The sequence below is a fragment of the Plantibacter flavus genome (assembly GCF_900177615.1).
Classification (GTDB): domain Bacteria; phylum Actinomycetota; class Actinomycetes; order Actinomycetales; family Microbacteriaceae; genus Plantibacter; species Plantibacter flavus.
Map to the genome: position 1 here is coordinate 584,189 of NZ_FXAP01000001.1, position 25,088 is coordinate 609,276.

The 25,088-nt window shown below is 69.1% G+C and carries 19 protein-coding genes and 1 tRNA gene; 15 read left to right on the forward strand and 5 right to left on the reverse strand.

The annotated features are described in order from the left end of the window. Positions 1-43 precede the first annotated feature (43 nt). Positions 44-982: an NAD(+) diphosphatase gene (nudC, locus tag B9Y95_RS02770; RefSeq protein WP_085510535.1), complete on the forward strand. Its 939-nt coding sequence runs from the start codon at positions 44-46 to the stop codon at positions 980-982. Between the two features lie 25 nt (positions 983-1,007). Then, positions 1,008-2,741 (forward strand): ATP-dependent helicase, encoded by a 1,734-nt coding sequence (locus tag B9Y95_RS02775; RefSeq protein ID WP_085510536.1) that lies wholly within the window; start codon positions 1,008-1,010, stop codon positions 2,739-2,741. On the opposite strand, the gene B9Y95_RS02780 is transcribed toward B9Y95_RS02775, so the two are convergent. Together B9Y95_RS02780 and B9Y95_RS02785 are read right to left on the reverse strand one after the other, a co-directional pair. Beyond that, on the reverse strand, positions 2,629-3,498 hold the full coding sequence (locus B9Y95_RS02780) for a TOMM precursor leader peptide-binding protein (protein ID WP_085510537.1): 870 nt from the start codon (positions 3,496-3,498) through the stop codon (positions 2,629-2,631). The genes B9Y95_RS02775 and B9Y95_RS02780 overlap by 113 nt on opposite strands. An 87-nt stretch (positions 3,499-3,585) precedes the next feature. Next, on the reverse strand, positions 3,586-4,938 hold the full coding sequence (locus tag B9Y95_RS02785; RefSeq protein ID WP_082916189.1) for a zinc-dependent metalloprotease: 1,353 nt from the start codon (positions 4,936-4,938) through the stop codon (positions 3,586-3,588). Positions 4,939-5,103: 165 nt separating this feature from the next. Here B9Y95_RS02785 and B9Y95_RS02790 point away from each other — a divergent pair, with 165 nt between their 5' ends. From B9Y95_RS02790 to B9Y95_RS02800, 3 genes are all read left to right on the forward strand, one after another. Next, positions 5,104-6,234, forward strand: coding sequence for a YlbL family protein (locus B9Y95_RS02790; RefSeq protein WP_085510538.1), 1,131 nt, complete (start codon positions 5,104-5,106; stop codon positions 6,232-6,234). Between the two features lie 71 nt (positions 6,235-6,305). Next, positions 6,306-9,230 (forward strand): UPF0182 family membrane protein, encoded by a 2,925-nt coding sequence (locus tag B9Y95_RS02795; RefSeq protein ID WP_234993939.1) that lies wholly within the window; start codon positions 6,306-6,308, stop codon positions 9,228-9,230. A gap of 144 nt (positions 9,231-9,374) precedes the next feature. After that, positions 9,375-9,448 (forward strand) — tRNA-Met (locus B9Y95_RS02800). Positions 9,449-9,531: 83 nt separating this feature from the next. Here the strand turns inward: B9Y95_RS02800 and ald are convergent. Then, complete coding sequence (ald, locus tag B9Y95_RS02805) at positions 9,532-10,635, reverse strand: alanine dehydrogenase (RefSeq protein ID WP_085510539.1); 1,104 nt, start codon at positions 10,633-10,635, stop codon at positions 9,532-9,534. Between the two features lie 169 nt (positions 10,636-10,804). Between ald and B9Y95_RS02810 the strand changes: the two genes are divergently transcribed. From B9Y95_RS02810 to B9Y95_RS02825, 4 genes are all read left to right on the forward strand, one after another. Continuing rightward, positions 10,805-11,287, forward strand: coding sequence for an Lrp/AsnC family transcriptional regulator (locus tag B9Y95_RS02810; protein WP_085510540.1), 483 nt, complete (start codon positions 10,805-10,807; stop codon positions 11,285-11,287). Between the two features lie 397 nt (positions 11,288-11,684). Next, the gene (locus tag B9Y95_RS02815) at positions 11,685-13,046 is read left to right on the forward strand and encodes a quaternary amine ABC transporter ATP-binding protein (RefSeq protein ID WP_085510541.1); all 1,362 of its coding nucleotides are present in this window, start codon (positions 11,685-11,687) and stop codon (positions 13,044-13,046) included. Beyond that, the gene (locus tag B9Y95_RS02820; RefSeq protein ID WP_085510542.1) at positions 13,043-14,050 is read left to right on the forward strand and encodes an ABC transporter permease; all 1,008 of its coding nucleotides are present in this window, start codon (positions 13,043-13,045) and stop codon (positions 14,048-14,050) included. Before B9Y95_RS02815 ends, B9Y95_RS02820 begins: the two co-directional genes overlap by 4 nt. A gap of 71 nt (positions 14,051-14,121) precedes the next feature. Beyond that, positions 14,122-15,018: a glycine betaine ABC transporter substrate-binding protein gene (locus B9Y95_RS02825; protein WP_079705563.1), complete on the forward strand. Its 897-nt coding sequence runs from the start codon at positions 14,122-14,124 to the stop codon at positions 15,016-15,018. A 62-nt stretch (positions 15,019-15,080) separates the two neighbouring features. Here B9Y95_RS02825 and B9Y95_RS02830 read toward each other — a convergent pair whose 3' ends face one another. Beyond that, positions 15,081-16,277 carry an aminotransferase class I/II-fold pyridoxal phosphate-dependent enzyme gene (locus B9Y95_RS02830; protein ID WP_085510543.1) on the reverse strand — a complete coding sequence of 399 codons (1,197 nt, stop codon included), beginning with the start codon at positions 16,275-16,277 and terminating at the stop codon, positions 15,081-15,083. 158 nt (positions 16,278-16,435) lie between these two features. Between B9Y95_RS02830 and B9Y95_RS02835 the strand changes: the two genes are divergently transcribed. From B9Y95_RS02835 to B9Y95_RS02860, 6 genes are all read left to right on the forward strand, one after another. Continuing rightward, positions 16,436-18,097, forward strand: a complete 1,662-nt coding sequence (locus tag B9Y95_RS02835) for a trypsin-like peptidase domain-containing protein (protein WP_085510544.1) — start codon at positions 16,436-16,438, stop codon at positions 18,095-18,097. Between the two features lie 121 nt (positions 18,098-18,218). Beyond that, positions 18,219-19,286: a glycosyltransferase family 2 protein gene (locus B9Y95_RS02840; RefSeq protein ID WP_085510545.1), complete on the forward strand. Its 1,068-nt coding sequence runs from the start codon at positions 18,219-18,221 to the stop codon at positions 19,284-19,286. Continuing rightward, positions 19,287-20,114 (forward strand): CDP-alcohol phosphatidyltransferase family protein, encoded by an 828-nt coding sequence (locus B9Y95_RS02845; protein ID WP_085510546.1) that lies wholly within the window; start codon positions 19,287-19,289, stop codon positions 20,112-20,114. Beyond that, a complete protein-coding gene (locus B9Y95_RS02850) occupies positions 20,114-20,998 on the forward strand; it encodes a glycosyltransferase family 2 protein (protein WP_085510547.1) in 885 nt (294 codons plus the stop codon). The genes B9Y95_RS02845 and B9Y95_RS02850 overlap by 1 nt, the downstream gene beginning before the upstream one ends. A gap of 68 nt (positions 20,999-21,066) precedes the next feature. After that, positions 21,067-22,362, forward strand: a complete 1,296-nt coding sequence (locus B9Y95_RS02855; protein ID WP_085510548.1) for a CDP-glycerol glycerophosphotransferase family protein — start codon at positions 21,067-21,069, stop codon at positions 22,360-22,362. Positions 22,363-22,415: 53 nt separating this feature from the next. Further along, the gene (locus tag B9Y95_RS02860) at positions 22,416-23,624 is read left to right on the forward strand and encodes an acyltransferase family protein (RefSeq protein ID WP_085510549.1); all 1,209 of its coding nucleotides are present in this window, start codon (positions 22,416-22,418) and stop codon (positions 23,622-23,624) included. Here the strand turns inward: B9Y95_RS02860 and B9Y95_RS02865 are convergent. After that, positions 23,545-25,020 carry a glycosyltransferase gene (locus tag B9Y95_RS02865; protein WP_159453322.1) on the reverse strand — a complete coding sequence of 492 codons (1,476 nt, stop codon included), beginning with the start codon at positions 25,018-25,020 and terminating at the stop codon, positions 23,545-23,547. The two genes, B9Y95_RS02860 and B9Y95_RS02865, sit on opposite strands and share 80 nt — an antisense overlap. Positions 25,021-25,088 lie beyond the last annotated feature (68 nt).

Here is a 25,088-nt window from a genome sequence, read left to right on the forward strand (position 1 = left end):
GTCCCGGTGAGCCGCGCTCGCCACGCCCTCAGAGAGGTTGTCCATGACGATTCAGGTTCGCGCACTCGCCGGTCTACCGCTTGCGAGAGGCGGACTCGACCGTCACGGCGAGCTCCGTTCACGACCGGACGTGCTCGACGGACTGCGGGTCGATCCGAACGCCCGAGCCGTCGTCCTCCGCGGCCGGCGCGCACTCGTGACCGGCGACGCGCTCGACCTCCTGGATCCCTCGGAGCTGCCCGAGCCGGAGCTCATGGTCTACCTCGGAAGCACCGTCGAGGACAGCCAGGGGACACCACCGGGCACCGACATCCTGCTGTGGGTCCTCGCCGAGGCCGATGCCGACGCGATCACCGAGGATGAGGACCGCTGGTTCGACCTCCGCCGGAGCGGACACCGGCTGTCCGACCGCGACGTCGGGATCCTGGCGACGTCGCTGGCGATCGCCGGCTGGCATCGCGCCGAGCCGTTCTGTGCGCACTGCGGCTCGCCGACCACCGTCCGCAACGCCGGCTGGGCACGGCACTGCCCGGTCGACGGCAACGAACTCTTCCCACGCATGGACCCCGCGGTCATCGTCGCGGTCGTCGATCCTCAGGGACGGATCCTGCTCGGGTCGAACGCGATGTGGGAGCACAACCGGTACTCACTGCTGGCCGGCTACGTCGATGCCGGCGAGTCCCTCGAGCAGGCCGTCGCCCGCGAGATCTTCGAGGAGTCGGGGATGCGTCTCGGTGCGCCCGTCTACCTCGGTTCGCAGCCGTGGCCGTTCCCGCGCTCGCTCATGCTCGGCTTCGTCGCCCCGCTCGCGGAGGATCAGGATCCGGAGGCGCTCGTCCCGGACGGCCAGGAGATCCTCGACCTGCGGTGGTTCACCCGGGAGGAACTCGAGGACCCGGCCACCGACGTCATCCTCCCCGGGCCGTCGTCGATCGCACGAGCCGTGATCGACGAGTGGCTTCGCGGATCCTGGTCTCGATGAGGCGCGGCACCACCGAGGGTCGCCGATGAGCAGCCCGGCCGAACTGCTGGCCGGACTCGACCCCGACCAGGCCGTCGCAGCGGAGGCGCTCCGCGGACCCGTGTGCATGCTCGCCGGCGCAGGCACCGGCAAGACCCGCGCGATCACCCATCGCATCGCCTACGGGGTCGCGACCGGGACGTACACGGCGTCGCGCGTCATGGCGCTCACCTTCACCAGCCGCGCCGCTGCGGAACTGCGTGGCCGGCTCCGGGCACTCGGAGCCGAGGGCGTCTCGGCCAGGACCTTCCACGCCTCCGCGCTCTCGCAGCTGAACTTCTTCTGGCCCCAGGTCGTCGGCGGACAGGTGCCCTCGCTCGTCGAGAGCAAGGGCCGGGTGCTCGGGCACGCAGCCGAACGGCTCCGGTTGCGGGTCGACACCGCGACCCTGCGCGACGTGGCGGGCGAGATCGAATGGCGCAAGGTGTCCGGCCTGACCCTCGAGCAGTACGCGGCGTCGAACCGGCCGCTGCCGGCCAAGCTGTCCCTCGAGCAGGTCGTCTCGCTCCAGGAGACCTACGAGCAGTTGAAGGACGAGCGCCGGCGCATCGACTTCGAGGACGTCCTGCTCGCCTGCGCCGGCATGATCGAGACCGAGCCCGCCGTCGCCATGCAGGTGCACGAGCAGTACCGCTTCTTCGTCGTGGACGAATACCAGGACGTCTCGCCGCTGCAGCACCGGCTCCTCGAACTCTGGCTGGGCGGACGACGGGACGTGTGCGTCGTCGGCGACGCGAGCCAGACCATCTACTCCTTCGCCGGTGCCCGTTCCGACTACCTGCTCGACTTCCCGACCAGGTACCACGACGCCACGGTCGTCCGGCTCGAGCGCAACTACCGCTCCGCCCCGCCGGTCGTGGCCGCGGCGAACACGCTCATGCGGGGTCGCCCGGGGGCGTTGCACCTCTCAGCGGCCACCGCGCGCGACGACGAGGGCACCCAGACCGCACGGCCCGAGACGCCGGCGGTCGGCCTACGGCAGTACCCGAACGAGCTGTCCGAGGCGAGAGGCGTGGCCTCGGAGATCCTCGTGCAGCTGCAGGCGGGCGTCCCGGCCTCGGAGATCGCCGTGCTCTACCGGATCAACGTTCAGGCGGCGGCGTTGGAGACGGCCCTCGGTGAAGCCGGCGTGCCCTACGTCATGCACGGCTCCAAGCGCTTCTTCGAGCTACCCGAGGTGCGGCAGGCCCTGCTCCAGCTTCGCGCGGCCTCCGTCTCGATCAGCGGTGAGCCCCTGTTCAAGTCCGTGAGCGACGTGCTCCGGTCGCTCGGCTGGAGCCAGGCCCCGCCCGACGGCGGCGGCGCGGTGCGCGACCGCTGGGAGTCGCTCAACGCGATCATGGGGCTCGTCGACCAGGCGCCGGAGGGGACCTCGTTCCGCGCCTTCACGGATGAGCTGCAACTGCGGCAGGCCGCGCAGCACGAGCCGACGGTCGAGGCGGTCACGCTGGCGACCCTGCACTCGGCGAAGGGCCTCGAGTGGGAGGCCGTGCACCTCATCGGGCTCTCCGAGGGCTATCTGCCGATCTCCTACGCGAAACAGTTCGAGCAGGCGGACGAGGAACGGAGGCTCCTCTACGTCGGCATCACGCGCGCCAAGCGGCTGCTCAACCTGTCCTGGTCCGAGACGCAGCAACGTGGTGGTCGACGCGAGCCGTCGCGATTCCTGGCAGAGCTCGGCATGCGCACCTCGAGTGCTCCCGGACGACGCGGCGCCTGACCCCACCGGTCGCGGCGTCGACCACGAGCTGGGTGCTCGCGAGGATGGGCTGGGACGCGTCGAGGTGTCGGAGCACCAGACGGGTCACGCGGGTCGCGACCTCCGCACCGAGGAGGTGGGTGTCGAGTGGCGAGCGGCGCCCGAGGAGCTGGGAGGCGACGGCCGGCCAGGCCGGATCGTCGTCGGTGCGGTGCAGCTCGACGCAGTGCAGGCATGGCCCTGAACCGGGTGTCACGAACGGCCCGATCCTCACGACACGATCGCTGAAGACGACCGGCAGGTGCGGGACGTCGTCGCGCAGCCAGCGCGTGTACCGACTCGGCGGGATGACGAAGTCGGCGACGAGGACGGCGACGTCGACGTGGCCGGACTGCGACCCGGATCCGGTCGACCCGGACTCCGGCGGCAGGAGTCCGACCGACGCCTGCTCGGAGAGGAGGCGTCGGAGGAGCTCGGCCGCCGGACTCGCGCCGTCCACGACGACCCGGTGCGTCACGGTGGGTCCGGAGGTGGGGTCGTCGTGCTCGATCACCGGGTCGAGCGTCGAGAGGACGCGATCGAACTCCTGCGCTGGGATGTCGAAGGCGTCCGGCAGTCGTCGTTCCACCAGAGCAGGGAAGCCGGCACGCAGTGCCGCGACGACCTGCTCGGTCTCGGTCCGGACGCTGTCGAGCACGACCGCTTCATCGACTCCCACCTGCAGGCTGTGCGGGGTTCGCCAGAGCAGCGGTCTCCTGGGATCGAGGCGCGTCGTCATCCATCGATGATGGCGGGTCGACGACCGGTCGCGTCGGCACTCTCCACAGCCCGCCCGGAATGACGAGCTGTGGAGCGTAGCCGTGGATCAGACCGGGGGACCGCCGGCACCGTTCGGGCCGGAGGGCTCCGAACCGGGCTCGTCGTCGTGCTGGTCGCCGCGTTCCTCACCACGGAGGAGGTCTTCGAGCGCGAGATCCATCTCGTCCTGCTCGGGACGCTCGCCCCTGGCCTCCGCTTCGAGGCGCGCGATGAGCGCCTCCGGGGCGTCGATGTCGGCCGCGGTCGGCACGAGGTCTGGGTGCGACCACAGGGCGTCGCGCTGCGCGGTGCCGACGGCGTCGGTGACCTGCTGCCACATCTGCGCAGCCTCGCGCAGCCGGCGGGGTCGCAGTTCGAGTCCCACGAGCGCGCCCAAGGCCTGTTCGGCCGGTCCACCGGCGGCGCGGCGTCGGCGGACGGTCTCCGCGATGGCCGCGGAGCGGGGGAGGCGCTCGGTGGCTGCCGCGGTGACCACGTCGACCCAGCCCTCGATGAGGGCGAGCGTCGTCTCGAGTCGGGCGAGGCTCGCGTCCTGCGCCTCCGTGCGGGCGGGGATGAGTGCCCCGCTCGTCATGGCCTCCCGGAGTTCCTCGGGGTTCGACGGGTCGAAGCTCTCGGCGAGCTCCTCGAGTCGCTCGGTGTCGATCCGGATGCCGCGCGCGAAGTCGGTGATCGAGGAGATGAGGTGCAGGCGGAGCCAGCGGGCGTGGCGGAAGAGTCGTGCGTGTGCGAGTTCACGGACCGCCAGGTAGATCTGGACCTGATCCGCCGGGATGTCGAGACCCTCGCCGAAGTCGGCGACGTTCTGGGGCACCAGGGCGGCCTCGTTGTCGTCGAGCAGCGGGATGCCGATGTCGCCGCCGGAGACGACCTCCTTGGAGAGCTGACCGACGACCTGTCCGAGCTGCATCGCGAAGAGCGTGCCGCCGATGCCGCGGACGAGCTGTCCGGCGTTCGCGATCATGCTCGACAGCTCCTCGGGCGCGCGTTCCGTGAGCACGCCGGTCAGGGCGTTCGCGATGTTCGTGGCCACCGGCTCGGCGAGCTGCGTCCAGAACGGCATCGTCTTCGTGGCCCAGCGCGTCCTCGTGTACAGGGCCGGTTCGCTCGACAGCTCGGCCACGTCGGTGACGTCGGCGAGCCACAGGGAGGCGATGTGGAACGCCTGCTCGAACGCCGCACGCTGTTCGGGGGTCGTGTCCTGGGAGCCGTCTCCGGCGATGGTCTTGGCCTGCTGGAGCGAGGTGTCCCAGTTGATGCCGTCGCCACCGGAGCGGAGTGCGCCCTGGAGCTGCGACATGAGCGCAGCGAGACTGGCCGGATCGCTGGGAAGGCCGGCGGCGCCGGCGAGCTGGCTCGGGTCGAACGAACCGTTGCCGGAGAGGAGCTCGCGGAGCATGTCGCGGAACTCGTCCTCCGGACTCTTGTCGGAATCCTCTGGCACGTCAGCCGCCTCTCAGATAGCTCGGTGCTGGGCCTTCTACGCTAGTCGCACCTCGCTGAAGAATCGCCGGGGTATGGTTGGTCGGGTTTCCGCCCACCGCGAACACTCCGGAAGGCTTGCATGTCGCTCTTCGCCGATGAGGCTCCCACCGCTTCGGCGCCGACCGGTCAGGGTCGCAATCGTCGCGCCCGGTTCGGGTGGATCGTGCTCAGCCTCTCGCTCGTCCTCCTCGGCGTGCTGTCGGCCGTACCCGCGCCGTACGTCATCGAACAGCCGGGTCCCGTGTTCAACGTGCTTGGTACGACCGAGGGCGACGACGGCGACGTCCCGCTCATCGAGGTCCACGACGAGCAGACCTACGACACCGGCGGCACGCTCGACATGTTGACGGTCCAGCTGGTCGGGAATCCGCAACGGAGCCCGGGCTGGCTCGACATCGTCTCGGCCTGGTTCGACCCGAGCCGCGCCGTCGTGCCGATGGACCTCTACTTCCCGCCCGGCGTCACGACCGAGCAGCGCGACGAGCAGAACGCGACCCTCATGGTCGATTCGCAGCAGGACTCGGTCGCGGCGGCTCTGCGCGAGCTCGGGTACGAGGTTCCCGAGCACATCGTGGTGGCACAGATCGCGGAGGGCGCCCCCGCACAGGGTGTGCTGCGGCTCGACGACGAGATCGTCGCGGTCGACGGTACGCCGGTGACCGGCCTGGCCGGCCTGCGGGACGCGATCAACGCCAACGGCACGGACAAGCCGGTCACGCTCGACATCATGCGTGGGGGAGCGGCGAGCACCGTCGAGATCACGCCGACGACCGCGACCGCGTCCGACGGGACGACCTCGACCGTGATCGGCATCGGTACCAAGACCACGTACGACCTCCCCGTCGACATCACCATCCAGCTCGACAACGTCGGCGGCCCGAGCGCCGGCATGATGTTCGCGCTCGGCATGATCGACCTGCTCACCCCGGGCGAGCTCAACGGCGGCAAGGACGTCGCCGGTACCGGGACGATCGACGCCGACGGGAACGTCGGCGCGATCGGCGGCATCCGGCAGAAGCTGTTCGGCGCGAAGGACGCCGGGGCCGAGTGGTTCCTGGCGCCGGAGAGCAACTGCGACGAGGTCGCCGGACACGTCCCCGACGGCTTGACGGTCTTCGCCGTGAAGACCCTCGACGATTCGCTCGCAGCGCTCAAGGCCATCGCGGACGGAGCCGACACGAGCAAGCTGCCCACCTGCTCGGCCGGTTGAACGCTTCGGGCGCTCTCCCAGCCCGGCCGCTTTAGGATAGGTGGGACGACCCCTATCTGAAGAGGCCACACGTGACATCCGCAGCAGCAGAGAAGCCCCTGTCCACTCAGCGCCGACGCGCCCCGATCGCGATCACGGTGGCGATCATCGCCGCGCTCCTCATCGGGTTCTTCGTGTTCTCGGGGTTCTACGCCGACCTGCTGTGGTTCCAACAGCTCGGCTTCACCGAGGTCCTGACCACGCAGTGGATCGCGGCGATCGCCATGTTCCTCGTCGGGTTCGTCGGGATGGCCCTCCCCGTCTGGCTGGCCATCGAGATCGCCTACCGGACCCGTCCGGTCTACGCGAAGCTCAGCTCGCAGGTCGACCGCTACCAGCAGGTGGTCGAGCCGCTCCGCCGACTCGCGACCTACGGGATCCCGGCGCTCTTCGGGCTCTTCGGCGGTGTCGCCGCAGCCTCGCGCTGGCAGCTGGTGCTGCTGTGGATGAACGGGACCCCCTCCGGTACCAAGGACCCGCAGTTCAACCTCGACGTGTCGTTCTACCTCTTCGACCTGCCGTTCTTCCAGGCCGTGGTCGCCTTCTCCTCGGCGGTCGTCCTGATCGCCCTCATCGCAACCGCCGTCGTCACCTACCTCTACGGAGGCATCCGGGTGGTCAGCCGCGAGGTCTGGATCTCGATGGCGGCCCGTGTGCAGATCTCGGTGCTCGCCGCGCTGTACCTGATCCTGCAGGCCGTCAGCCTCTGGCTCGACCAGTACACGACGCTGAACGACACCGGCACGCTCATCACCGGAGCTTCGTACACCGACGTCGCCGCGACCATCCCCGGTCGGGTGATCCTCGCCGGCATCGCGCTCATGGTCGCCGTCCTGTTCGTCGTCACCGCGTTCACCGGCCGCTGGCGTCTGCCGCTCGTCGGCACTGCGCTGCTCATCGTCGCATCGCTCATCGTCGGCAGCCTCTACCCGTGGATCGTGCAGCGCTTCCAGGTCGAGCCGAACGCGAAGAGCCTCGAGACGCCGTACATCAAGCGGAATATCGACATGACCCGCGACGCCTACGGGATCGCCGGCGTCGAGGAGGAGGAGTACGCGGCCACCACCGACGCCACTCCCGGTGCGCTCCGCCAGGACGCGGAGACCACGGCGAACATCCGGATCATCGACCCGTCACTCGTGAGCGCGTCGGTCGCACAGCTCGAGCAGTTCAAGCAGTTCTACTCCTTCGACAAGCAGCTCGACGTCGACCGCTACAACATTGACGGCAAGACCCAGGACGCCGTCGTCGCGGTCCGCGAGTTGAACGTCGCCGGCCTCGACAACTCGCAGTCGTGGATCAACAACACCGTCGTGTACACCCACGGGTACGGTCTGGTCGCCGCATACGGCAACCAGCGCTCGGCCTCCGGAGAGCCGGTCTTCCTCGAGTCGGGCATCCCCACCACCGGCGCGCTCGGCGACTTCGAGCCGCGCGTGTACTTCGGTGAGCAGTCGCCCGACTACTCCATCGTCGGCGCTCCCAAGGGCGCGGACCCGGTGGAGCTCGACTACCCGTCGGGCACGCAGGGTGAGTCGCAGACCTACACGACCTTCGACGGCGATGGCGGGCCAAAGCTCGACAACGTCTTCAAGAAGCTCGTCTACGCGCTCAAGTTCCAGTCGGAGCAGATCTTCCTCTCCGACTCCGTGAACAGCCAGTCGCAGATCCTCTACGACCGCGATCCGCTCACCCGGGTCCAGAAGGTCGCTCCCTACCTGACGCTCGACTCCGACCCCTACCCGTCCGTGGTGGACGGTCAGATCGTCTGGATCGTCGACGGCTACACGACGAGCGCCAGCTACCCCTACTCGAAGACCGTGAGCCTGTCCGACACGATCTCCGACTCGGTCACGCCGGCGCAGAACTACGCGCTCGACGACGTCAACTACATCCGGAACTCGGTGAAGGCGACCGTCAACGCGTACGACGGCAAGGTGACGCTCTACAGCTGGGACGACCAGGATCCGATCCTCAAGACCTGGCAGAAGGTGTTCCCGTCGACGGTCAAGCCGATGTCGGACATGTCCGGTGATCTGATGAGCCATGTCCGGTACCCGGCCGACCTCTTCAAGGTCCAGCGTTCGGTGCTCGGCCAGTACCACGTCACCAACGCCGGTTCGTTCTACTCCAGCGAGGACGCGTGGGTCACCCCCAACGACCCGCAGTCGACCGACACGGAGAAGAAGTACCAGCCGCCGTACTACCTGACGATGCAGCTGCCCGAGCAGGACGCACCGTCCTTCTCCCTGTACTCCACGTTCATCCCGCGTCAGGGCGGTGAGCAGTCGCGGAACGTGTTGACGGGCTACCTCGCGGTCGATGCGAACGCCGGCGCCGAGGACGGCAAGCGGAGCTCCGACTACGGCAAGATCAGACTCTTGACCCTGCCGAAGGACGACACCGTGCCGGGCCCCGGCCAGGTGCAGAACACGTTCGACTCGGATCCGAGCGTGTCGAGCCAGATCAACATCCTGAAGCAGGGCCAGACAGAGGTGCTGAACGGCAACCTGCTGACCGTGCCGGTCGGTGGCGGGCTGCTCTACGTGCAGCCGGTCTACGTGAAGTCCACCGGCGACACGAGCTTCCCACTCCTGCAGAAGGTGCTCGTCGCCTTCGGCGACCAGATCGCCTTCGAAGACACGCTGGACGAGGCGCTCGACGTCCTGTTCGGCGGCGACTCGGGTGCGGATGCGGGTGACACCAACGTCCCGGGCGACAGCACGACGCCCCCGACGGACGGCACGGACACCGGCGGTGGAACCGACACGGGCTCGACCCCGAGCACCGGTGACCCGACGGTGGACGCGCAGATCAAGACGCTGCTCGACCAGGCGAAGGCAGCGATGGTCGAGAAGGACGCGGCCATGGCGAGCGGTGACTGGGCTGCCTACGGGGTGGCGGACAAGAAGATCTCCGACGCACTGGCGCAGGCGCTCGCACTGCTGAACGGCTGATTCCGAGCCGGCAATCCGAACGGCGTCGCCCTGACGGGCGGCGCCGTTCGGCGTTCCAGGAGGAGGGATTCGGCCGGAATCGGGGTGCTCAACGGCACGCGATTTGCACGCCCTCAGAATGCATGCTAGGTTTATCTCTTGTGCCGCAGGGTGGAGCAGTTCGGTAGCTCGCTGGGCTCATAACCCAGAGGTCGTAGGTTCAAATCCTGCCCCTGCAACAGAAAAGATGAAATCCCGGTCTCCTCGAGACCGGGATTTCGTCGTTTCCGGGAATGGTCGCCCGCGGCCGGCGAGCGGCGGGTCAGCCCATCGTCGCGACGGGGAGGCCGAACGCCGCGGCCACGCCGGCGTTGGCGACCGCACCCGCATGGATGTTGACGCCCGCGCGGAGCGCTGCGTCGGCCGCCACCGCTTCTCCCGTGCCCTGGTCGGCGATGGCGAGTGCGTACCGGAGGGTGGCGTTGGTCAGCGCGCGCGTCGAGGTCTCCGGGACGGCGCCGGGCATGTTGGCCACGCAGTAGTAGAGGCTGTCGTGGACACGGAACGTGGGGTCGTCGTGCGTCGTCGGCCGGGAGCCCTCGAAGCAGCCGCCCTGGTCGATAGCGATGTCGACGAGCACCGAGCCGGGTTTCATGTCCGCCACCATGGCGTCGGTGACGAGCTTCGGGGCCTGCGCCCCGGGGATGAGCACCGATCCGATGACGAGGTCGGCGTCGCGGAGCTGCTCCGCGATCTCGTAAGCCGATGACGGCCTGGTCTGGATCTGCCCATTGAAGCGGTTCTCCAGCTCGCGCAGGCGAGGGATGGAGATGTCGATGATCGTGACGTCCGCCTGCATGCCGAGCGCGTTGGCTGCGGCGTGCTCGCCGGCGACCCCGCCGCCGATGACGACGACCTTCGCCTTGGGGGTTCCGGGCACGCCGCCCAGCAGGATCCCGCGTCCACCGGTGGCGCGCATGAGGTGGTAGGCGCCGACCTGGGTCGACAGCCGTCCCGCGACCTCGCTCATCGGCTGCAGGAGCGGCAGAGAGCGATTGGGGAGCTGCACGGTCTCATAAGCGATCGCGGTGGTCCCAGAGGCGAGCAGGGCGTCGGTGAGCGGACGGTCCGCCGCGAGGTGGAGGTAGGTGAAGAGCGTCTGGTCGGCCCGCAGGTAGCCGTACTCGGCGGCGACGGGCTCCTTCACCTTGAGTAGGAGGTCGCCAGCCGCCCAGACGGAGGCCGCGTCGGCGGCGATGGTCGCCCCGGCGGTGCGATACGCGTCGTCGTGATTGCCGGATCCGAGGCCGGCGCCCGCCTGGACGACGACCTCATGGCCGTGTCGGACGAGTTCGTGGACGCCGCCGGGTGTCGCGGCGACCCGGTTCTCGTTGTTCTTGATCTCCGTGGGGATGCCGATTCGCATGGCTGGTTCCTCTCGCAGGCTGGGCCAAGGCTCGGCTCTCCCGCTCGTCGGTGGACGGTGTGCGACTATTCTGAGGTTGCTGCGTTTCAGACGGATGAACACCGCAGCTTCCGCGGAACTCACGCTTGAATTCGATGATGATTCGATTGGAACGCAGAAGGGGCGCAGAATGACGAACAATCTGCACACGCGCGCGGACCTCGATGAGGTCGACCACGCGCTGCTGCGCCTCCTGCAGGAGAACGCGCGCATGACGAACGCCCGCATGGCGGAGCTCGTCGGCATCGCCCCATCGACGTGTGTCGCCCGAGTGCGGTCGCTCGTCGACCGCGGCGTGATCACGGGGTTCTCGGCGCGTATCGATCCGGTCGCGGTCGGGCTCGGTCTCGAGGCGCTCATCAGCGTCAACATCAGGGCAGGGGCTCGCGCCCGTATCGCCGAGTTCAGCGCCGGCATCCGACAGCTCCCGGAGGTCGTGCAGGTGTTCTTCCTCGGCGGCTCCGAGGACTTCGTCATCCATCTCGCGGCGCGGGACAGCGCCCACATCCGCGACTTCGTCGTCGAGCACCTGTCGGCCGATCCGACGGTCGCCTCGACCCGCACGAGCCTGGTGTTCGATCACTCGTTCATCGGCGTCGCGGTGGGGGAGTGAGGTCGATCCACGCCGGCACCGGCCGAGCGAAGGTCACGAACGCATAACGAAGGAGTTCCGCGGAAAACCCTGACTATGTTCGGTTTTGCCATGGAGGCCGTGCGCGATGTCCGCCTTTTGGGGGATCCTCGATTAGCCAGCAGCTGTGAGTTTCGTTAGCGTTGTCGACGGCCCGCAAGGGCTGACCTACGTAACCGCGTCCCGCCCCCTGTCGCCCCGTGACGGCGTGCTGGACGTACGGTCGAACGCCACGCGGTAGCCGTTGTCGCCCCACGTGATCCGAGCCCGCGCGCTGTCCATCAGTGCGCCGATGGGGCGGATCGAGAGCCGTTCGACCCGGCCTGACGATCGACAGGAAGAGCGCACCGCGGTTCCGCGTGCGCTTCCAGGAGAACACATGACCGAAACGATTGCCGTCTCCGCGACGGGACTGTACAAGGTCTTCGGCAGGAAGCCGAAGGAAGCCGTGAAACGCCTGCAGGCCGGTGCCTCGCGTGACGAACTCGCCTCCGGCGGGACCACCGCAGCCGTCATCGACGCCTCGTTCGAGGTGAAACAGGGCGAGATCTTCGTCGTGATGGGCCTCTCCGGCTCGGGCAAGTCGACGCTGATCCGGATGCTCAACGGCCTGCTCGAGCCGACGGCGGGCACCGTGACCATCGCCGGGAAGCCGATCTCGGGGGTGTCCTCGAAGCAGCTGCGTGCAGTCCGACAGGACAACATCTCGATGGTCTTCCAGCACTTCGCCCTGCTGCCGCACCGCACGGTGCTCGAGAACGCCGCCTACGGACTCGAGGTGAAGGGTGTGCCGGCCGCTGAACGACGCGAGCGGGCCCAGGCCGTCGTCGAGCGCGTCGGGCTCGCAGGCTGGGAGGACAAGCTCCCGGGCCAACTCTCGGGCGGGATGCAGCAGCGCGTCGGCCTCGCCCGCGCACTCGCCTCGGACACCGACATCCTCCTCATGGACGAGGCGTTCTCCGCGCTCGATCCCCTCATCCGCCGCGAGATGCAGGAGCAGCTCGTCGAGCTGCAGGCCGAGCTCGGCAAGACCATCGTGTTCATCACCCACGACCTCAACGAGGCGATGTTCCTCGGCGACCGGATCGCCGTCATGCGCGACGGCCGGATCGTCCAGGTCGGCACCCCGAACGACATCCTGACCGACCCGGCGAACGACTACGTCGCCCAGTTCGTCCAGGACGTCGACCGCGCCCGCGTCCTGACCGCCGGTGGCGTGATGGAACCCGCGCGCTCCGTCGTCTCCGCATCCGCCGGACCCAGGGCTGCGCTGCGCATCATGCGCGACCTGCAGACCTCGACCGCCTTCGTGGTCGGTCCGGGTCGGCAGCTCCTCGGCGTCGTCCGCGACAAGGACGTGCTGCGTCTCGTCCGCGCGGGCGACCACGAGCTCGGCAGCGTCATCACCGCCGACCTCGCCACGGTCTCGCCGGAGGCGGCGCTCGTCGACCTCTTCGAGTCCGCCGTCGAGAGTGCCCTGCCCGTCGCGGTCGTGGACGAGCGGACGCGCCTGCTGGGCGTCGTCCCGCGGGTGACCCTGCTCGCCGCCGTCGGCAACGTCTCGACCAACACGGACGAGATCAGCCTCGTCGGGCCGCCGGCGACGGTGCCCGTCGAGCTCATCACGGCGACCCTGCGGTCGACCGCGGAGGACCCGCAGCACCCCGATGACGTGACCTCGTCGATCGAGACCAGCGCCGCCGAACCGGCAGCGAGCCTGCCGGAAGGGAGTGTCCGATGAACGGCATCCGTCTCCAGTCGTCCGGGTTCCTGGACGCCATCACCCGCCCCGAGATCGGTGCGTGGGTCGAAGCCTTCGTCGACTTCATCACCGACGTCTTCCAGCCCGTCTTCGACGTCATCCGGAGCGTCTTCCAGGGGCTGTACGACGGCGTCGACCTCGTGCTCAGCGGTCCGCCGTTCTGGGTGATCATCATCGTCGCCGCCCTGCTGGCCTTCGTCGCACGGGGCCCGGTGTTCGCCGTCGGCTCCGCGGTCGGGCTGTTGATCATCGTCGGCGTCGAGCAGTGGGACAACGCGATGGACTCGCTCTCGCTCGTGCTCGTGGCCGGACTCATCGCCATCGTGATCGGGATCCCGCTCGGCATCCTGGCGGCGCGCTCGAAGGTCGCGTCGTCGATCATCCGGCCGTTGCTCGACTTCATGCAGACGACTCCTGCGTTCGTCTACCTCATCCCCGCGCTCATCCTGTTCCGCATCGGCGTCGTCCCGGGCATCGTCGCGACGATCGTCTTCGCGCTGGCCCCGGCCGTCCGTCTCACGGAACTCGGGATCCGCAACGTCGACCGCGAGGTCGTCGAGGCCGGCAACGCGTTCGGTGCTTCCTCCTGGCGGATCCTGCGCCAGATCCAGCTGCCGCTCGCGATGCCGAACATCATGGCCGGAGTCAACCAGGTCATCATGCTCTCGCTCTCGATGGTCGTCATCGCCGGCATGGTCGGCGCCGGCGGCCTGGGTGGCGACGTCGTCAAGAGCCTCTCCCGGATCGACATCCAGCTCGGCTCCGAAGCGGGCCTGTCGGTCGTCATCCTGGCGATCTTCCTGGACCGTCTCACGGCTTCCCTCGGCGGCGGTCGCAAGCAGCGCGGGAAGGGCACGAAGGCTGCCCCGTCCTCGCCCGGCGGGATCCGACCGGCGCCTGCCTCGAGCACCACGACGACCGACAGCACCGCCTCCGGTGAGGAGCAGCGCACGCCCGCCGAGTCGCCGACCACCGTGCGGTGACCCACCGGCACACAGCTTCCATCCGACGACACCGATCCCCGCGTCACGCGGGACGAAAGGAATCATCGAACATGCAGTACCGCACCAAGATCGCAACCACCATCGCAGCGGGGGCGGCGGCGACGCTCGCCATCTCCGGCTGCTCCGCGGGCGCCTCGGACGAGACGCTCGAGAACGGCGACAAGCAGGCGGTGACCATCGCCGTGTTCAGCGGCTGGGACGAGGGCATCGCGGCCTCCGAGCTGTGGAAGGCCGTGCTCGAGGAGCAGGGCTACGACGTCACCCTCGAGGAGGCGGAGCCCGCCCCGGTGTTCTCTGGCCTCAGCACCGGTGACTACGACCTGACGCTCGACGTCTGGCTGCCGACCACGCACGCGAGTTACATCGAGAAGTTCGGTGACGACGTCGTCGACCTCGGCGCCTGGAACACCGACGCCAAGCTCACGATCGCCGTCAACGAGGACGCCCCTGTCGACTCGCTCGAGGACCTCGCGGCCAACGCGGACCTCTTCGACAGCCGCCTCGTCGGCATCGACCCCGGTGCCGGGCTGACCGAGGCCACCCAGGACAAGGTCATCCCCGAGTACGGCCTCGACGACTGGGAGTTCCTGACCTCGGGCACTCCTGCCATGCTCTCGGAGCTGAAGGCCGCGACCGACGCCGGCGAGAACATCGCCGTCACGCTGTGGCGTCCGCACTGGGCCTACGACGCGTTCCCGATCAAGGACCTCGAGGACCCGAAGGGCGCCCTCGGAGATGCCGAAGGCATCCACAGCTTCGGCAAGGCCGACTTCGCGGACGAGTACCCGACGCTCGCCGGGTGGCTGAAGGACTTCGACTTCGACTCGGAGCGACTGTTCTCGCTCGAGAACGCGATGTTCAACGAGGGTGACTCGAAGGACTACGCGCCGGTCGTCAAGCAGTGGATCAGCGACAACCAGGAGTACGTGGACTCGCTCACAAAGTAGCGGATCGATGAGACGACGGGCACCGGAGCGATCCGGTGCCCGTCGTCTTGTGCATCGGAGCGTCAGCTGCGGAGTCGGGCGAGGCCGTCGACGGCCCGCTCCAGCACCTCGATGCGTTTGCAGAACGCGAACCGGACCAGTGACGCGTAGTCCGGGTCGTGCCGGTCGAGGCAGAACGCCGACAGCGGCACCGCGACGACGCCGGCGAGCTCGGGCAGTGCCCGGCAGAACGCCGCAGCATCGTCGAAGCCCAACCGAGCCGCATCGGCCACGATGAAGTAGGTGCCGTCCGGTCGGAAGGTGTCGAAACCGGCGGCGGAGAGGCCAGCGCTCAGGAGGTCCCGCTTGCCGCGCAGACCGTCGGCGATGGCCGTGAACGCGGCGTCGGGCAGTCGGAGTCCGGTCGCCATTGCCGGCTGGAACGGCGCGCCGTTGACGTAACTGAGGTACTGCTTGACCGTCGAGACGGCCGTGACGAGTTCTCGGGGTCCGCTCAACCAGCCGATCTTCCACCCGGTCGTGCTGAAGGTCTTGCCACCGGACGAGATCGTGAGTGTGCGTCCGGCGGCACCCGGCAGGGTCGCGATGGGGACGTGCCGGACGTCGAAGGTCAGGTGCTCGTAGACCTCGTCCGTCACGATGATCGCATCGTGGCGCTCCGCCAACTCGGCGACCAGGTCGAGCGTCCCTCGGTCGAGGACGGTGCCGGTCGGGTTGTGCGGCGTGTTGACCAGGATGATCCTGGTCCGATCGGTGACGACGGCGCGGAGCTCGTCCGGGTCCGGCTGGAAGTCGGGTGCGCGCAGCTTGACCGTCCGGTGCCGGCCGCCGGCGAGGGCGATGAGTCCGCCGTACGCGTCGTAGAACGGCTCGAAGGTCACGACCTCGTCGCCGTGCTCGACGAGGGCGAGCAGGGTCGCGGCGAGCGCCTCGGTCGCTCCGGCGGTGACGAGCACCTCTCCCTGCGGGTCGGGCTGGAGACCGTAGAACCGTCGCTGGTGCTCGCTGATCGCGGTGCGGAGGTCGAGGGTGCCCGGGCCGGGCGGGTACTGGTTCTCGCCGCGCTCGATGGCCGCGACCGCTTCGGCCAGGACCGCTTCGGGTCCGTCCTCGTCGGGGAACCCCTGGCCGAGGTTGACGGCTCCGGTCCGCAGCGCGAGCGCGCTCATCTCCGCGAAGATCGTCGACGAGACGTGTCCGTCCTCGTCGACGAGGCCGGCGCCTTCGGCGGTGCGCCGCCAGGGTCCGTCAACCACCATGTCGATCTCCCTCCGTGGCCGCGGGCGCGGGCCGCTCCCAATCTAGGACACCATGCGCAGGTCCTTGCGGCGAAGCCCTAGCCGGCGCACAGCGGGCGCGAATGAAACACTCAGCTCAGCACGGGAAGCTGACTGCGCTTGGAAGGAGCAGAATCGCCATGACCGACACCGCAGACGGACAGCAGCCCGCCGAACACCCCCAGTCCACCCCGAACGGTGAGACCGCGCCGCAGTCCGCACCCGCTGAGCAGGCGGGCGGCACAGTGCCTCCCGCGGGCGAGGCACGGCCGTCGACCTCAGGAGCGTACTTCCCGCCCCCGACCGCGATGCCACCGGTCGCACCGCCAGCCGGTCAGCCGACGCATCAGCCGTATGGCGCGGCCCAGCAGGGCTCGTCGTACCAGCAGGCGCCGCAGCACCCGTCCGCAGCCTTCTCCCGTCAGCAGCAGCCGAACCCGTACGCCGCGTACCAGCAGCCCACCGGTCAGCAGCCCACGGCCCAGCAGCAGCCTGGTCAGCAGCACGGTCCCTACGGTGCGTCCCCGTACGCCCAGCAGCCGACCGGGCAGCACCCTGGCCTCCCGACGCCACCGGCAGCGCGGACGAAGAAGACCAACCGCCCGCTCGCGGGCATGGTCGCGATGCTCGCCGTCGGCGCCCTCATCGGAGGAGCGTCCGGCGCCGGGGCGACGCTCTGGGTCACGAACGCGACGAAGTCGAGTGTCTCGAGCAACGAGGCTGGCTCGAAGGCGTTCACCATCAACGACGACGCCGATGTCAGCCTGACCACGGCCATCGCCGCGACGGCCGGGCCGAGCGTCGTGACCCTCTCGGTCCAGGGCGGGCAGAGCGCCGGCACCGGCTCGGGGATCATCCTCAGCAAGGACGGTTACGTCCTGACGAACACGCACGTGGTCACCCTGGACGGCCAGGTCGCCGACCCGACCATCCGGGTCACCGATGCGAACGGCAAGCTGTACAACGCCAAGATCGTCGGCACGGACCCGATCTACGACCTCGCGGTCATCAAACTCGAGGACGCCTCGGGTCTCAGCCCGATGGAGTTCGCGAACTCCGACAAGCTCAACGTCGGCGAGACGGCCGTCGCGATCGGTGCGCCGCTCGGACTGGCGGGAACCGTCACCGACGGCATCGTCAGCGCGCTCAACCGGAGCATCACCGTCGCCTCCTCCGCCGTTCCGGACTCCGGATCGAGCGACGACGGCGGATCCGGCGACTCGAACGGCGACAACCAGAGCCCGTGGAACTTCGACGTGCCGGGGCAGACCACCCCGACCGCGCCGACCTCCTCGATCTCCATCGCGGTCATCCAGACCGACGCGGCGATCAACCCCGGCAACTCGGGTGGCGCGCTCGTCGACGGCACCGGCAAGCTCATCGGTGTCAACGTCGCGATCGCGAGCGCCGGAAGCACCGACTCGTCGTCGCAGAGTGGCAGCATCGGTGTCGGCTTCGCCATCCCGGCGAACATCGCCAAGCGCGTCTCGGATGAGATCATCAAGACGGGCAAGGCGACCCACGGCCTGCTCGGCGCGACCGTTAAGGATGCCTCCAGCGACGCCAAGAGCACGGTCGCCGGCGCGCTCATCGACAAGGTCACCGACAACGGCGCCGCGCAGGCCGCGGGTCTGAAGTCCGGGGACATCGTCACCGAGTTCAACGGCGTCCCGGTCACGGGTGCGAACGACCTGACCGCTCAGGTGCGGGCGCTCGCGGCGGGGGCGACGGCGAAGCTCACCTTCACCCGCGGCAACGACTCGCAGACCGCCGAGGTCACGCTCGGCGAACTCGCGCTCTGACACCACGGGCGTCAGGCCCCGGAGGACGCCCGCACGGCCACCGTGCGGGCGTCCTCCGCGTCCGGGCCACCCCGACGACCGGCTGCTAGGCTCGATCGAACGAAACACGGAGTGAACCCCCATGTCGAACGACACAGGCCAGGCCGACGCACCGTCGTCGCCCGGAGTCTCCTACGTGATGCCGGTGTTGAACGACGTCCGACACGTCAGGGCAGCCGTCGACAGCCTCCTGGCGCAGGACTACACCGGCGACGTGGAGATCACGATCGCCGTCGGGCCGAGCATCGACGGCACGACCGAGCTCGTCCGGGAGCTCCAGGCGGCCGACCCGCGTATCCACGTGCTGGAGAACCGCGTGGGGTCGACCCCGGCCGGACTCAACCTGGCGATCGCCGCGTCGACGCATCCGATCGTCATCCGGGTCGACGCCCATTCTGAGCTGCCCGACGACTACGCGCGACTCGCGGTCGAGACCATGCTCCGCACGGGGGCGCAGAACGTGGGCGGCATCATGGACGCCCAAGGGCGCACGAGCTTCGAGACGGCGGTGGCGCGAGCGTACGGCTCGCGCGTCGGGCTCGGTGGCACACCCCACCACGTCGGCGGTCGAGAGGGGCCGGCAGACACGGTCTACCTCGGCGTCTTCGACCGCGAGATGCTCATGCGGGTGGGCATGTTCGACGAACGCATCAAACGCGGACAGGACTGGGAGCTCAACCGCCGGATCAAGCAGGCCGGCGGCCTCGTCTGGTTCACGCCCGCGTTGCGGGTCGTCTACCGCCCGCGTGCGAGCATGCGGGCCCTGGCGCGACAGTTCTTCTCCACCGGACTCTGGCGCGGCGAGCTCAGCCGGAGCTTCCCCACCCGCGGCACGCTCCGCTACTTCGCGCCGCCGGTCCTGGTGCTCGGCATCGTGCTCGGCACGCTCCTCGGGCTCGGGGGCCTGGTCCAGCTGGGTGCGGGAGCGACGCCGTGGCTGCTCCTCGGGTTCACGGCCCCCATCGCCTACGCGGCCATCGTGCTGCTCGCGAGCATCGTCGTCACCGGGCGGGACGGGGTACGCACGAGCCTCTGGATGCTCGCCGTACTGCCGTGCATCCACTTCTGCTGGGGCACCGGGTTCGTGCTCGGCTACGGCTCGCTCGCGAAGGGCATCTCCGCGCTGCGCAATCCACCGAAGGCGGTCTAGATGTCGGATCCCAGCACGGCCGGAACCGGGCCGAGGCTCACGCCCCCGCGGACGATCGCCGAACTCCGTGCCGTGGCGCAACCGCCGGAGGTCCGCGCGCGGAAGAACGCCGAGCACTGGACCGCCGACCTGTACCTGCGAGACCTGTCGCCGTACGTCACGTGGTTGCTGCTCCGGACGAGCATCAGCGCGAACGGCGTGACGGGTCTGATGATCCTGACCGGCTGGGCCACGGCCGCCGCGCTGCTCATCCCCGGGTTCGGAGGCGCGGCCCTTGCGCTCGTGCTCGGGCAGACGCAGATGCTCGTCGACTGCTGCGACGGTGAGGTCGCGCGCTGGCGGCGGACGTCGAGTCCGGCTGGCGCGTTCCTGGACTCCGTCGGCCACTACTCCACCGAGTCGCTCATCGCGATCGCGCTCGGCATCCGTGCCGCCGCGTGGCCGGTCGATGCGCCCGAAGATCTCGTCTGGATAACCCTCGGATTCGCACTCGCGCTGTTCGTCGTGCTCAACAAGGCGCTGAACGACATGGTGCGGGTCGCCCGCGCCGGGTTCGGGGCGCCGAAACTCACCTACTCGACCGAGGAGTCGGCGCCGCGCGGGGGACTGCTGGCGACGGCGCGGACGGTGGCGCGGTTCCTCCCGTTCCACCGGCTGTTCCACTCGGTCGAACTCACCATGGTGATCTTCGCCGCGTCCGTGGTCGGCCTGTTCGTCGGTGACGTCGCGGCGATGCGCTGGGTGCTCGTGATCCTCGTACCGCTCGCGTTCCTGACACTCGTCGGGCATTTCATCGCGATCGTCTCGTCGAAGCGGCTCCACGCGTGATGTCCGGCCCGATCCCAGTGACGCGCTCCGTCGGCGTCGTGGTCTTGACGCAGGGGACCCGCCCGGTCGAGCTCACCGCAGCCGTGGAGAGCGTGCTCGCCCAAGAAGCGGTGGAGCTCGACGTGGTCGTGGTCGGCAACGGCTGGCAGCCGAGCGGACTTCCGGACGGTGCTCGAGGCCTGGCCCTGCCGGAGAACCTCGGGATCCCGGCCGGCCGCAACCGTGGTGCCGACGCCGTGCAGGGGGAGTTCGTCTTCTTCCTCGACGACGACGCGACCATCCCGTCCACCACGTTCCTCCGCGACGCCATCGCGATGCTCGACGCGGACCGCTCCATCGGCCTCATCCAGCCCCGGCTCGCCGACGCGGACGGTGCAGCGACACCGTCCCGCTGGGTGCCGCGCACCCGCGACAAGGACCCCGGGCATTCGAGCGCCGTGTTCTCCTGCCTCGAAGCGGCCGTCCTACTGCCGCGGTCGGTGTTCGACGCCGTCGGCGGATGGGCAGACCCGTTCTTCTACGCGCATGAGGGCATCGAGCTCGCCTGGCGGGTCTGGGACCAGGGGAGGCGAGCCTGGTACGAGGCGTCCCTCGAAGCGAACCACCCGGTGACCGAACCGACGAGGCATACCGCCTACTACCGGCTCAACGCGCGGAACCGGGTCTGGCTCGCGAGGCGGAACCTCCCAGTGCCGCTCATTCCGCTGTACGTGGGCTCCTGGACCGCGATCCAGGTGATCCGGTGGTGGCGGAAGCCGGAGGCCCTCCGTCCCTGGTTCGGCGGCTGGCGCGAGGGCTGGCGGACAGCCCCCGGCGAACGTCGCCCACTGCGCTGGCGGACGGTCTGGCGGATGACGCGCGCAGGGCGACCTCCCCTCATCTGAGCGGCGGGCACCCGTCGTGATCCCACCGTGACCTGGCGTCGTTACGCTTGACGGATGCTGGAGCTGACATGGGACTGATCAGAGACGGTCGTCGTGCCATCACGCTCGCCAAGGACCTGCTCGCCAACCGCCGGGCCAGAGCCGTCCTCGCCGCGCAGATGCAGGCGGCTCCCGTGATCGAGCCGGGGCGCTACAAGGTGGCCGTGTACTTCGCGGACGGTGCCGTCAACATGTACCAGATCCGACAGTGGTATCGGCCGCTCGCCGAACTGTCGAAGCAGTGGCCCGTCCTCATCCTCAGTCGCGGTGCGACCGCTGCGGCCAAGCTGTTCGAGGAGTCGCCGATCCCGACGGCCTACGTCCGGACGGTCGTCGCCCTCGAGCGCACGCTGGCCGAACAGGACATCCGCGTCGTGCTGTACGTCAACCAGAACGCCAAGAACTTCCAGATGTTCCGCTACGGCTCCCGCTGGCACGTCTTCGTCAACCATGGCGAGAGCGACAAGATGTACATGACCACGAACCAGTTCAAGGCCTACGACTACAGCCTCATCGCCGGCCAAGCGGCGAGGAACCGGCTGGAGCGGGTGCTCTGGGACTACGACTTCGACAAGCGCGCGATCATGATCGGCCGCCCGCAGGCCGACCACTATTCGGGCGAACTGCCCTACACGCCCGATGAGCGGACCGTGGTCCTGTACGCACCCACCTGGGAGGGCGACCGCACGGCTGCGGCATACGGCTCGATCGCGAGCCACGGCGTGGTTCTCGTCCGAGCACTCATCGCGACCGGGCGGCACCGCGTCGTGTACCGCCCGCACCCGAGGAGCGGTGTCGTCGATCCGGTGTACGCGAGCGCGAACCGCGAGATCATGGCCGCGCTCCAGGAGGCGAACCGTGCGGACGCCTCGGCCCAGCACGTCGTCGACACGGGTGCCGACCTCGGTTGGCAGCTGGCGGCAGCGGACGCGGCCATCGTCGACATCTCCGCGATGGTCTACGACCGCCTCGCGAGCGGGAAGCCGCTCATGATCACCCGTCCCGTGAATCCGGAGGCGGAGATCGACACCGGAGGGTACCTCTCGGCGTGCGAATGGCTCGATGCCTCGGACGCCGCGGACATCGTCGACGGGGTCGACCGGCTCCTCGGCGATCCCGAGACGGTCGCGCGACTCCAGCACTGGGTCGAGTACTACTTCGGCGACACGACGCCCGGGGTGACGACGGCGAGGTTCCACAGCGCCATCGAGCATCTGATGTCGGAGTGGGAACGGTTCGCCCTCGTGCACGCCGATGGCCGGCCGGAGCTCGACGAGCATGAGGACGATGAGGACGAGGATGACGACGACGAAGGACGCGCCTGAGGCGCCTTGAGCCGTTGAGTCCGCGCCCAGGAGAACCGCGTAGGGTCGGGCAGGTGAATCCGTCCTCCGGGCGACTGGCCTCCCTCGACGGAGTTCGTGGCGTCGCCAGCGTCGTCGTGGTGCTCTACCACGTGTCGTTGCTCGCCCGACCCTTCGCGACGGGTCGGATCTCGGAGCCCGCCTGGGACATCGCGACCGAGACACCACTGAAGCTGCTCTTCGCCGGCACCGAGGCCGTGCAGGTGTTCTTCGTCCTGAGCGGTCTCGTCGTCGCGCTCCCGCTGTTGCGAGGCGGCGCGAGCTGGCCGGGGTTCTTCGCCGCGCGATTCGTGCGGCTCTACCTCCCCGTCTGGGGGTCGCTGCTGTTCGCCGCCGCACTCATCCTGCTCATCCCGAGGGATCCCGCCTCGGTGACCACCGGTGAGTGGATCGCGAATGCGAACGCGACGAGCGTCGACCCGCTGCACCTCCTGACGGAGGCGACCCTGACGCCGGTGAGCTACGACCTGGTGAACACCCTGTGGTCACTGCGCTGGGAGCTGATCTTCACCCTCCTCCTCCCGGTCGCCGTCCTGCTCGCTCGGCTGCTGCGTCGCTGGGCGTGGCCGGTCGCCGCACTGATGGCCGTGGTGATGGTGCTCGGACGGGTTGCCGGGATGGACGCCGCCGTGTACCTGCCGGCCTTCTTCATCGGGACGCTCCTCGCTGTCAGACTCGATGACCTTCGCGCCTGGGCGGCGGATCGGTCCCGCCCCCTACAGTGGGCGTCGCTCACGGGCGGGTCCGCGCTCCTGCTCGTCGCGAGCTGGCTCTCCCGACCCTACGTCGAGTCCTCCTCCACGTTGGGTCAGGCGCTCTGGGGCCTGTCTGGCGTGGGTGCGGCCGGTCTCATCGTCGTCGCCATCGGAAGCCCGTTCGCCCGACGGCTCCTTGAGACCCCGCCCGTCCTGTGGCTCGGCAAGGTGTCGTTCAGCCTGTACCTCGTGCACGCCCCGATCCTGGCCACGCTCGCCTTCATGTTCGGCGACGAGCGCTGGTGGCTGGTCGGCATCGTGGGCGTGCCACTCAGCCTGCTGATCGCCGCCGGGTTCTTCCAGCTCGTCGAGCGTCCGTCCCATGGTCTGGCGCGCCGCGTCGGCCGAGGGGTGCAGACGGGGGTCGCGGCGGTGCGCTCCCGGATGCTCAGCCGACGCGAGGGACGAGCGCGTTCCGCTTCTTCCGGCGAGCGGCCGCGTGCAACTCCTGAGCCCACCGACGGGTGACGGCTTCGTCGTCGTACTGCTCCGCGGTCGTCCTGGCGTTGCGACGCATCGCGTCGACCTCGGCTTCAGGAAGGGCGAGCAGGCGCTCGATGGCGGCCGACACGACGGCCGGTTCCGCGGACGGCACGAGGAACCCGTTCCAACCGTCGCGGACGATGTCGGCCGGTCCGTAGGGGACGTCGACCACGATGGGAAGACACCCGGCTGCCATCGCCTCGATGAGCACGAGCGGGAAGCCCTCCGAGGTCGAGGTCATGACGAGGAACGAACCCGAGCCGAGCTGCTGCCGGGCGGAGCGGTCGTAGCCGTGAAGGACGACGCGGTGCTCCGGGTCTTCGGCGATGAGGAGCGACTGCAGCTCGTCGAGCAGCTCACCGCCGCCGTACACGTCGAGCGTCGGGGGAGGCCCATCCGTGGACGTGGTGGCGAGGACGGCGCGGATCGCGTGCGCCGGCCGCTTCCGGGCCGTGAGCGAGCCGAGGAACATCCCGCGGCTGCGAGGCCGGGGAGCACGTGCGACCTCCGGGGCGACGAGTTCGCGCGAGTTCGGGATGACACTGAGCGAGGCGTGCTCGCCGAGCATGGTCGTCACGTCCGCGAGCTGTCGATCACTGAGGAGCGCGACGAGGTCGAAGTCGTCGAGCGCCTCGAACACCGCTCGCCGGGACTCCCGCAGCCGACCGTGTGGCCGTTCCGTGCCTTGGAGATGCGAGGCGTGTACCACGTGCGCGGTGACGACATTGCGCTTCCGGTAGCTCAGGACGAACGGGGCGATGGTCTTGCTGTCGACGATCATCCAAGCCGGAGCGCCCGCGGTGAGCGCGTCGAACCAGGCGCGATACAGGGACCAGATGCGTCCCCAGGATCGGACGGGGCTACCCTGCTCGTCGCAGAGGACGACCGACCGGCCGCCCTTCACACCCCGTTCACGCGTGTCGCGGCGGTCGGACAAGAGCAGGGTGCCGTCGGCTCGGTAGACGTCCACCTGCAGGATCTGACCCGCGTCGTCGTGTCGCTCGCGGCTGAGGACGGCGTCACCGCGACGCCGTTCGGTGCCGAGGTCGTCGAGGGGGAGCGGGGTGAATCCGTGGCGCGCCAGATCGAGGGACCCACCCGGCAGGGGGTTGTCGCGCAGCCAGTCCCAGAGGTTGACGACCCGGAGGCCGTCGATCAGGTCTCCGCGCGTACGCAGCCGCCCCTCCAACTCCGGGTAGTCCGGTCGGTGGTCGAAGGTGATGACGTCGACCGGGGTGCCCGCCAGTCGGATGAACGCGCGGGAGCGCTGGAGCATCGCCTCGGTCATGCCGCCGAAGTCGTCCGACAGGCCCCAGGTCACCGCGAAGTGGCGACCTTCCGGGAACGGCTTCTGGGGGCGGCGCAGGAAGGGAAGTCTCACCCTCCGACGGTACGCGATGGACCTGGAGGGATGCCGCATCCGGCGCGGACCGGCCGGGAGTGATCTGA

Coding starts and splice junctions, on each gene's coding strand:
- nudC (WP_085510535.1), top strand. CDS start 44: ATGACGATTCAGGTTCGCGCACTCGCCGGTCTACCGCTTGCGAGAGGC.
- B9Y95_RS02775 (WP_085510536.1), top strand. CDS start 1,008: ATGAGCAGCCCGGCCGAACTGCTGGCCGGACTCGACCCCGACCAGGCC.
- B9Y95_RS02780 (WP_085510537.1), bottom strand. CDS start 3,498: ATGACGACGCGCCTCGATCCCAGGAGACCGCTGCTCTGGCGAACCCCG.
- B9Y95_RS02785 (WP_082916189.1), bottom strand. CDS start 4,938: ATGCTCCGCGAGCTCCTCTCCGGCAACGGTTCGTTCGACCCGAGCCAG.
- B9Y95_RS02790 (WP_085510538.1), top strand. CDS start 5,104: ATGTCGCTCTTCGCCGATGAGGCTCCCACCGCTTCGGCGCCGACCGGT.
- ald (WP_085510539.1), bottom strand. CDS start 10,635: ATGCGAATCGGCATCCCCACGGAGATCAAGAACAACGAGAACCGGGTC.
- B9Y95_RS02810 (WP_085510540.1), top strand. CDS start 10,805: ATGACGAACAATCTGCACACGCGCGCGGACCTCGATGAGGTCGACCAC.
- B9Y95_RS02815 (WP_085510541.1), top strand. CDS start 11,685: ATGACCGAAACGATTGCCGTCTCCGCGACGGGACTGTACAAGGTCTTC.
- B9Y95_RS02820 (WP_085510542.1), top strand. CDS start 13,043: ATGAACGGCATCCGTCTCCAGTCGTCCGGGTTCCTGGACGCCATCACC.
- B9Y95_RS02825 (WP_079705563.1), top strand. CDS start 14,122: ATGCAGTACCGCACCAAGATCGCAACCACCATCGCAGCGGGGGCGGCG.
- B9Y95_RS02830 (WP_085510543.1), bottom strand. CDS start 16,277: ATGGTGGTTGACGGACCCTGGCGGCGCACCGCCGAAGGCGCCGGCCTC.
- B9Y95_RS02835 (WP_085510544.1), top strand. CDS start 16,436: ATGACCGACACCGCAGACGGACAGCAGCCCGCCGAACACCCCCAGTCC.
- B9Y95_RS02840 (WP_085510545.1), top strand. CDS start 18,219: ATGTCGAACGACACAGGCCAGGCCGACGCACCGTCGTCGCCCGGAGTC.
- B9Y95_RS02845 (WP_085510546.1), top strand. CDS start 19,287: ATGTCGGATCCCAGCACGGCCGGAACCGGGCCGAGGCTCACGCCCCCG.
- B9Y95_RS02850 (WP_085510547.1), top strand. CDS start 20,114: ATGTCCGGCCCGATCCCAGTGACGCGCTCCGTCGGCGTCGTGGTCTTG.
- B9Y95_RS02855 (WP_085510548.1), top strand. CDS start 21,067: ATGGGACTGATCAGAGACGGTCGTCGTGCCATCACGCTCGCCAAGGAC.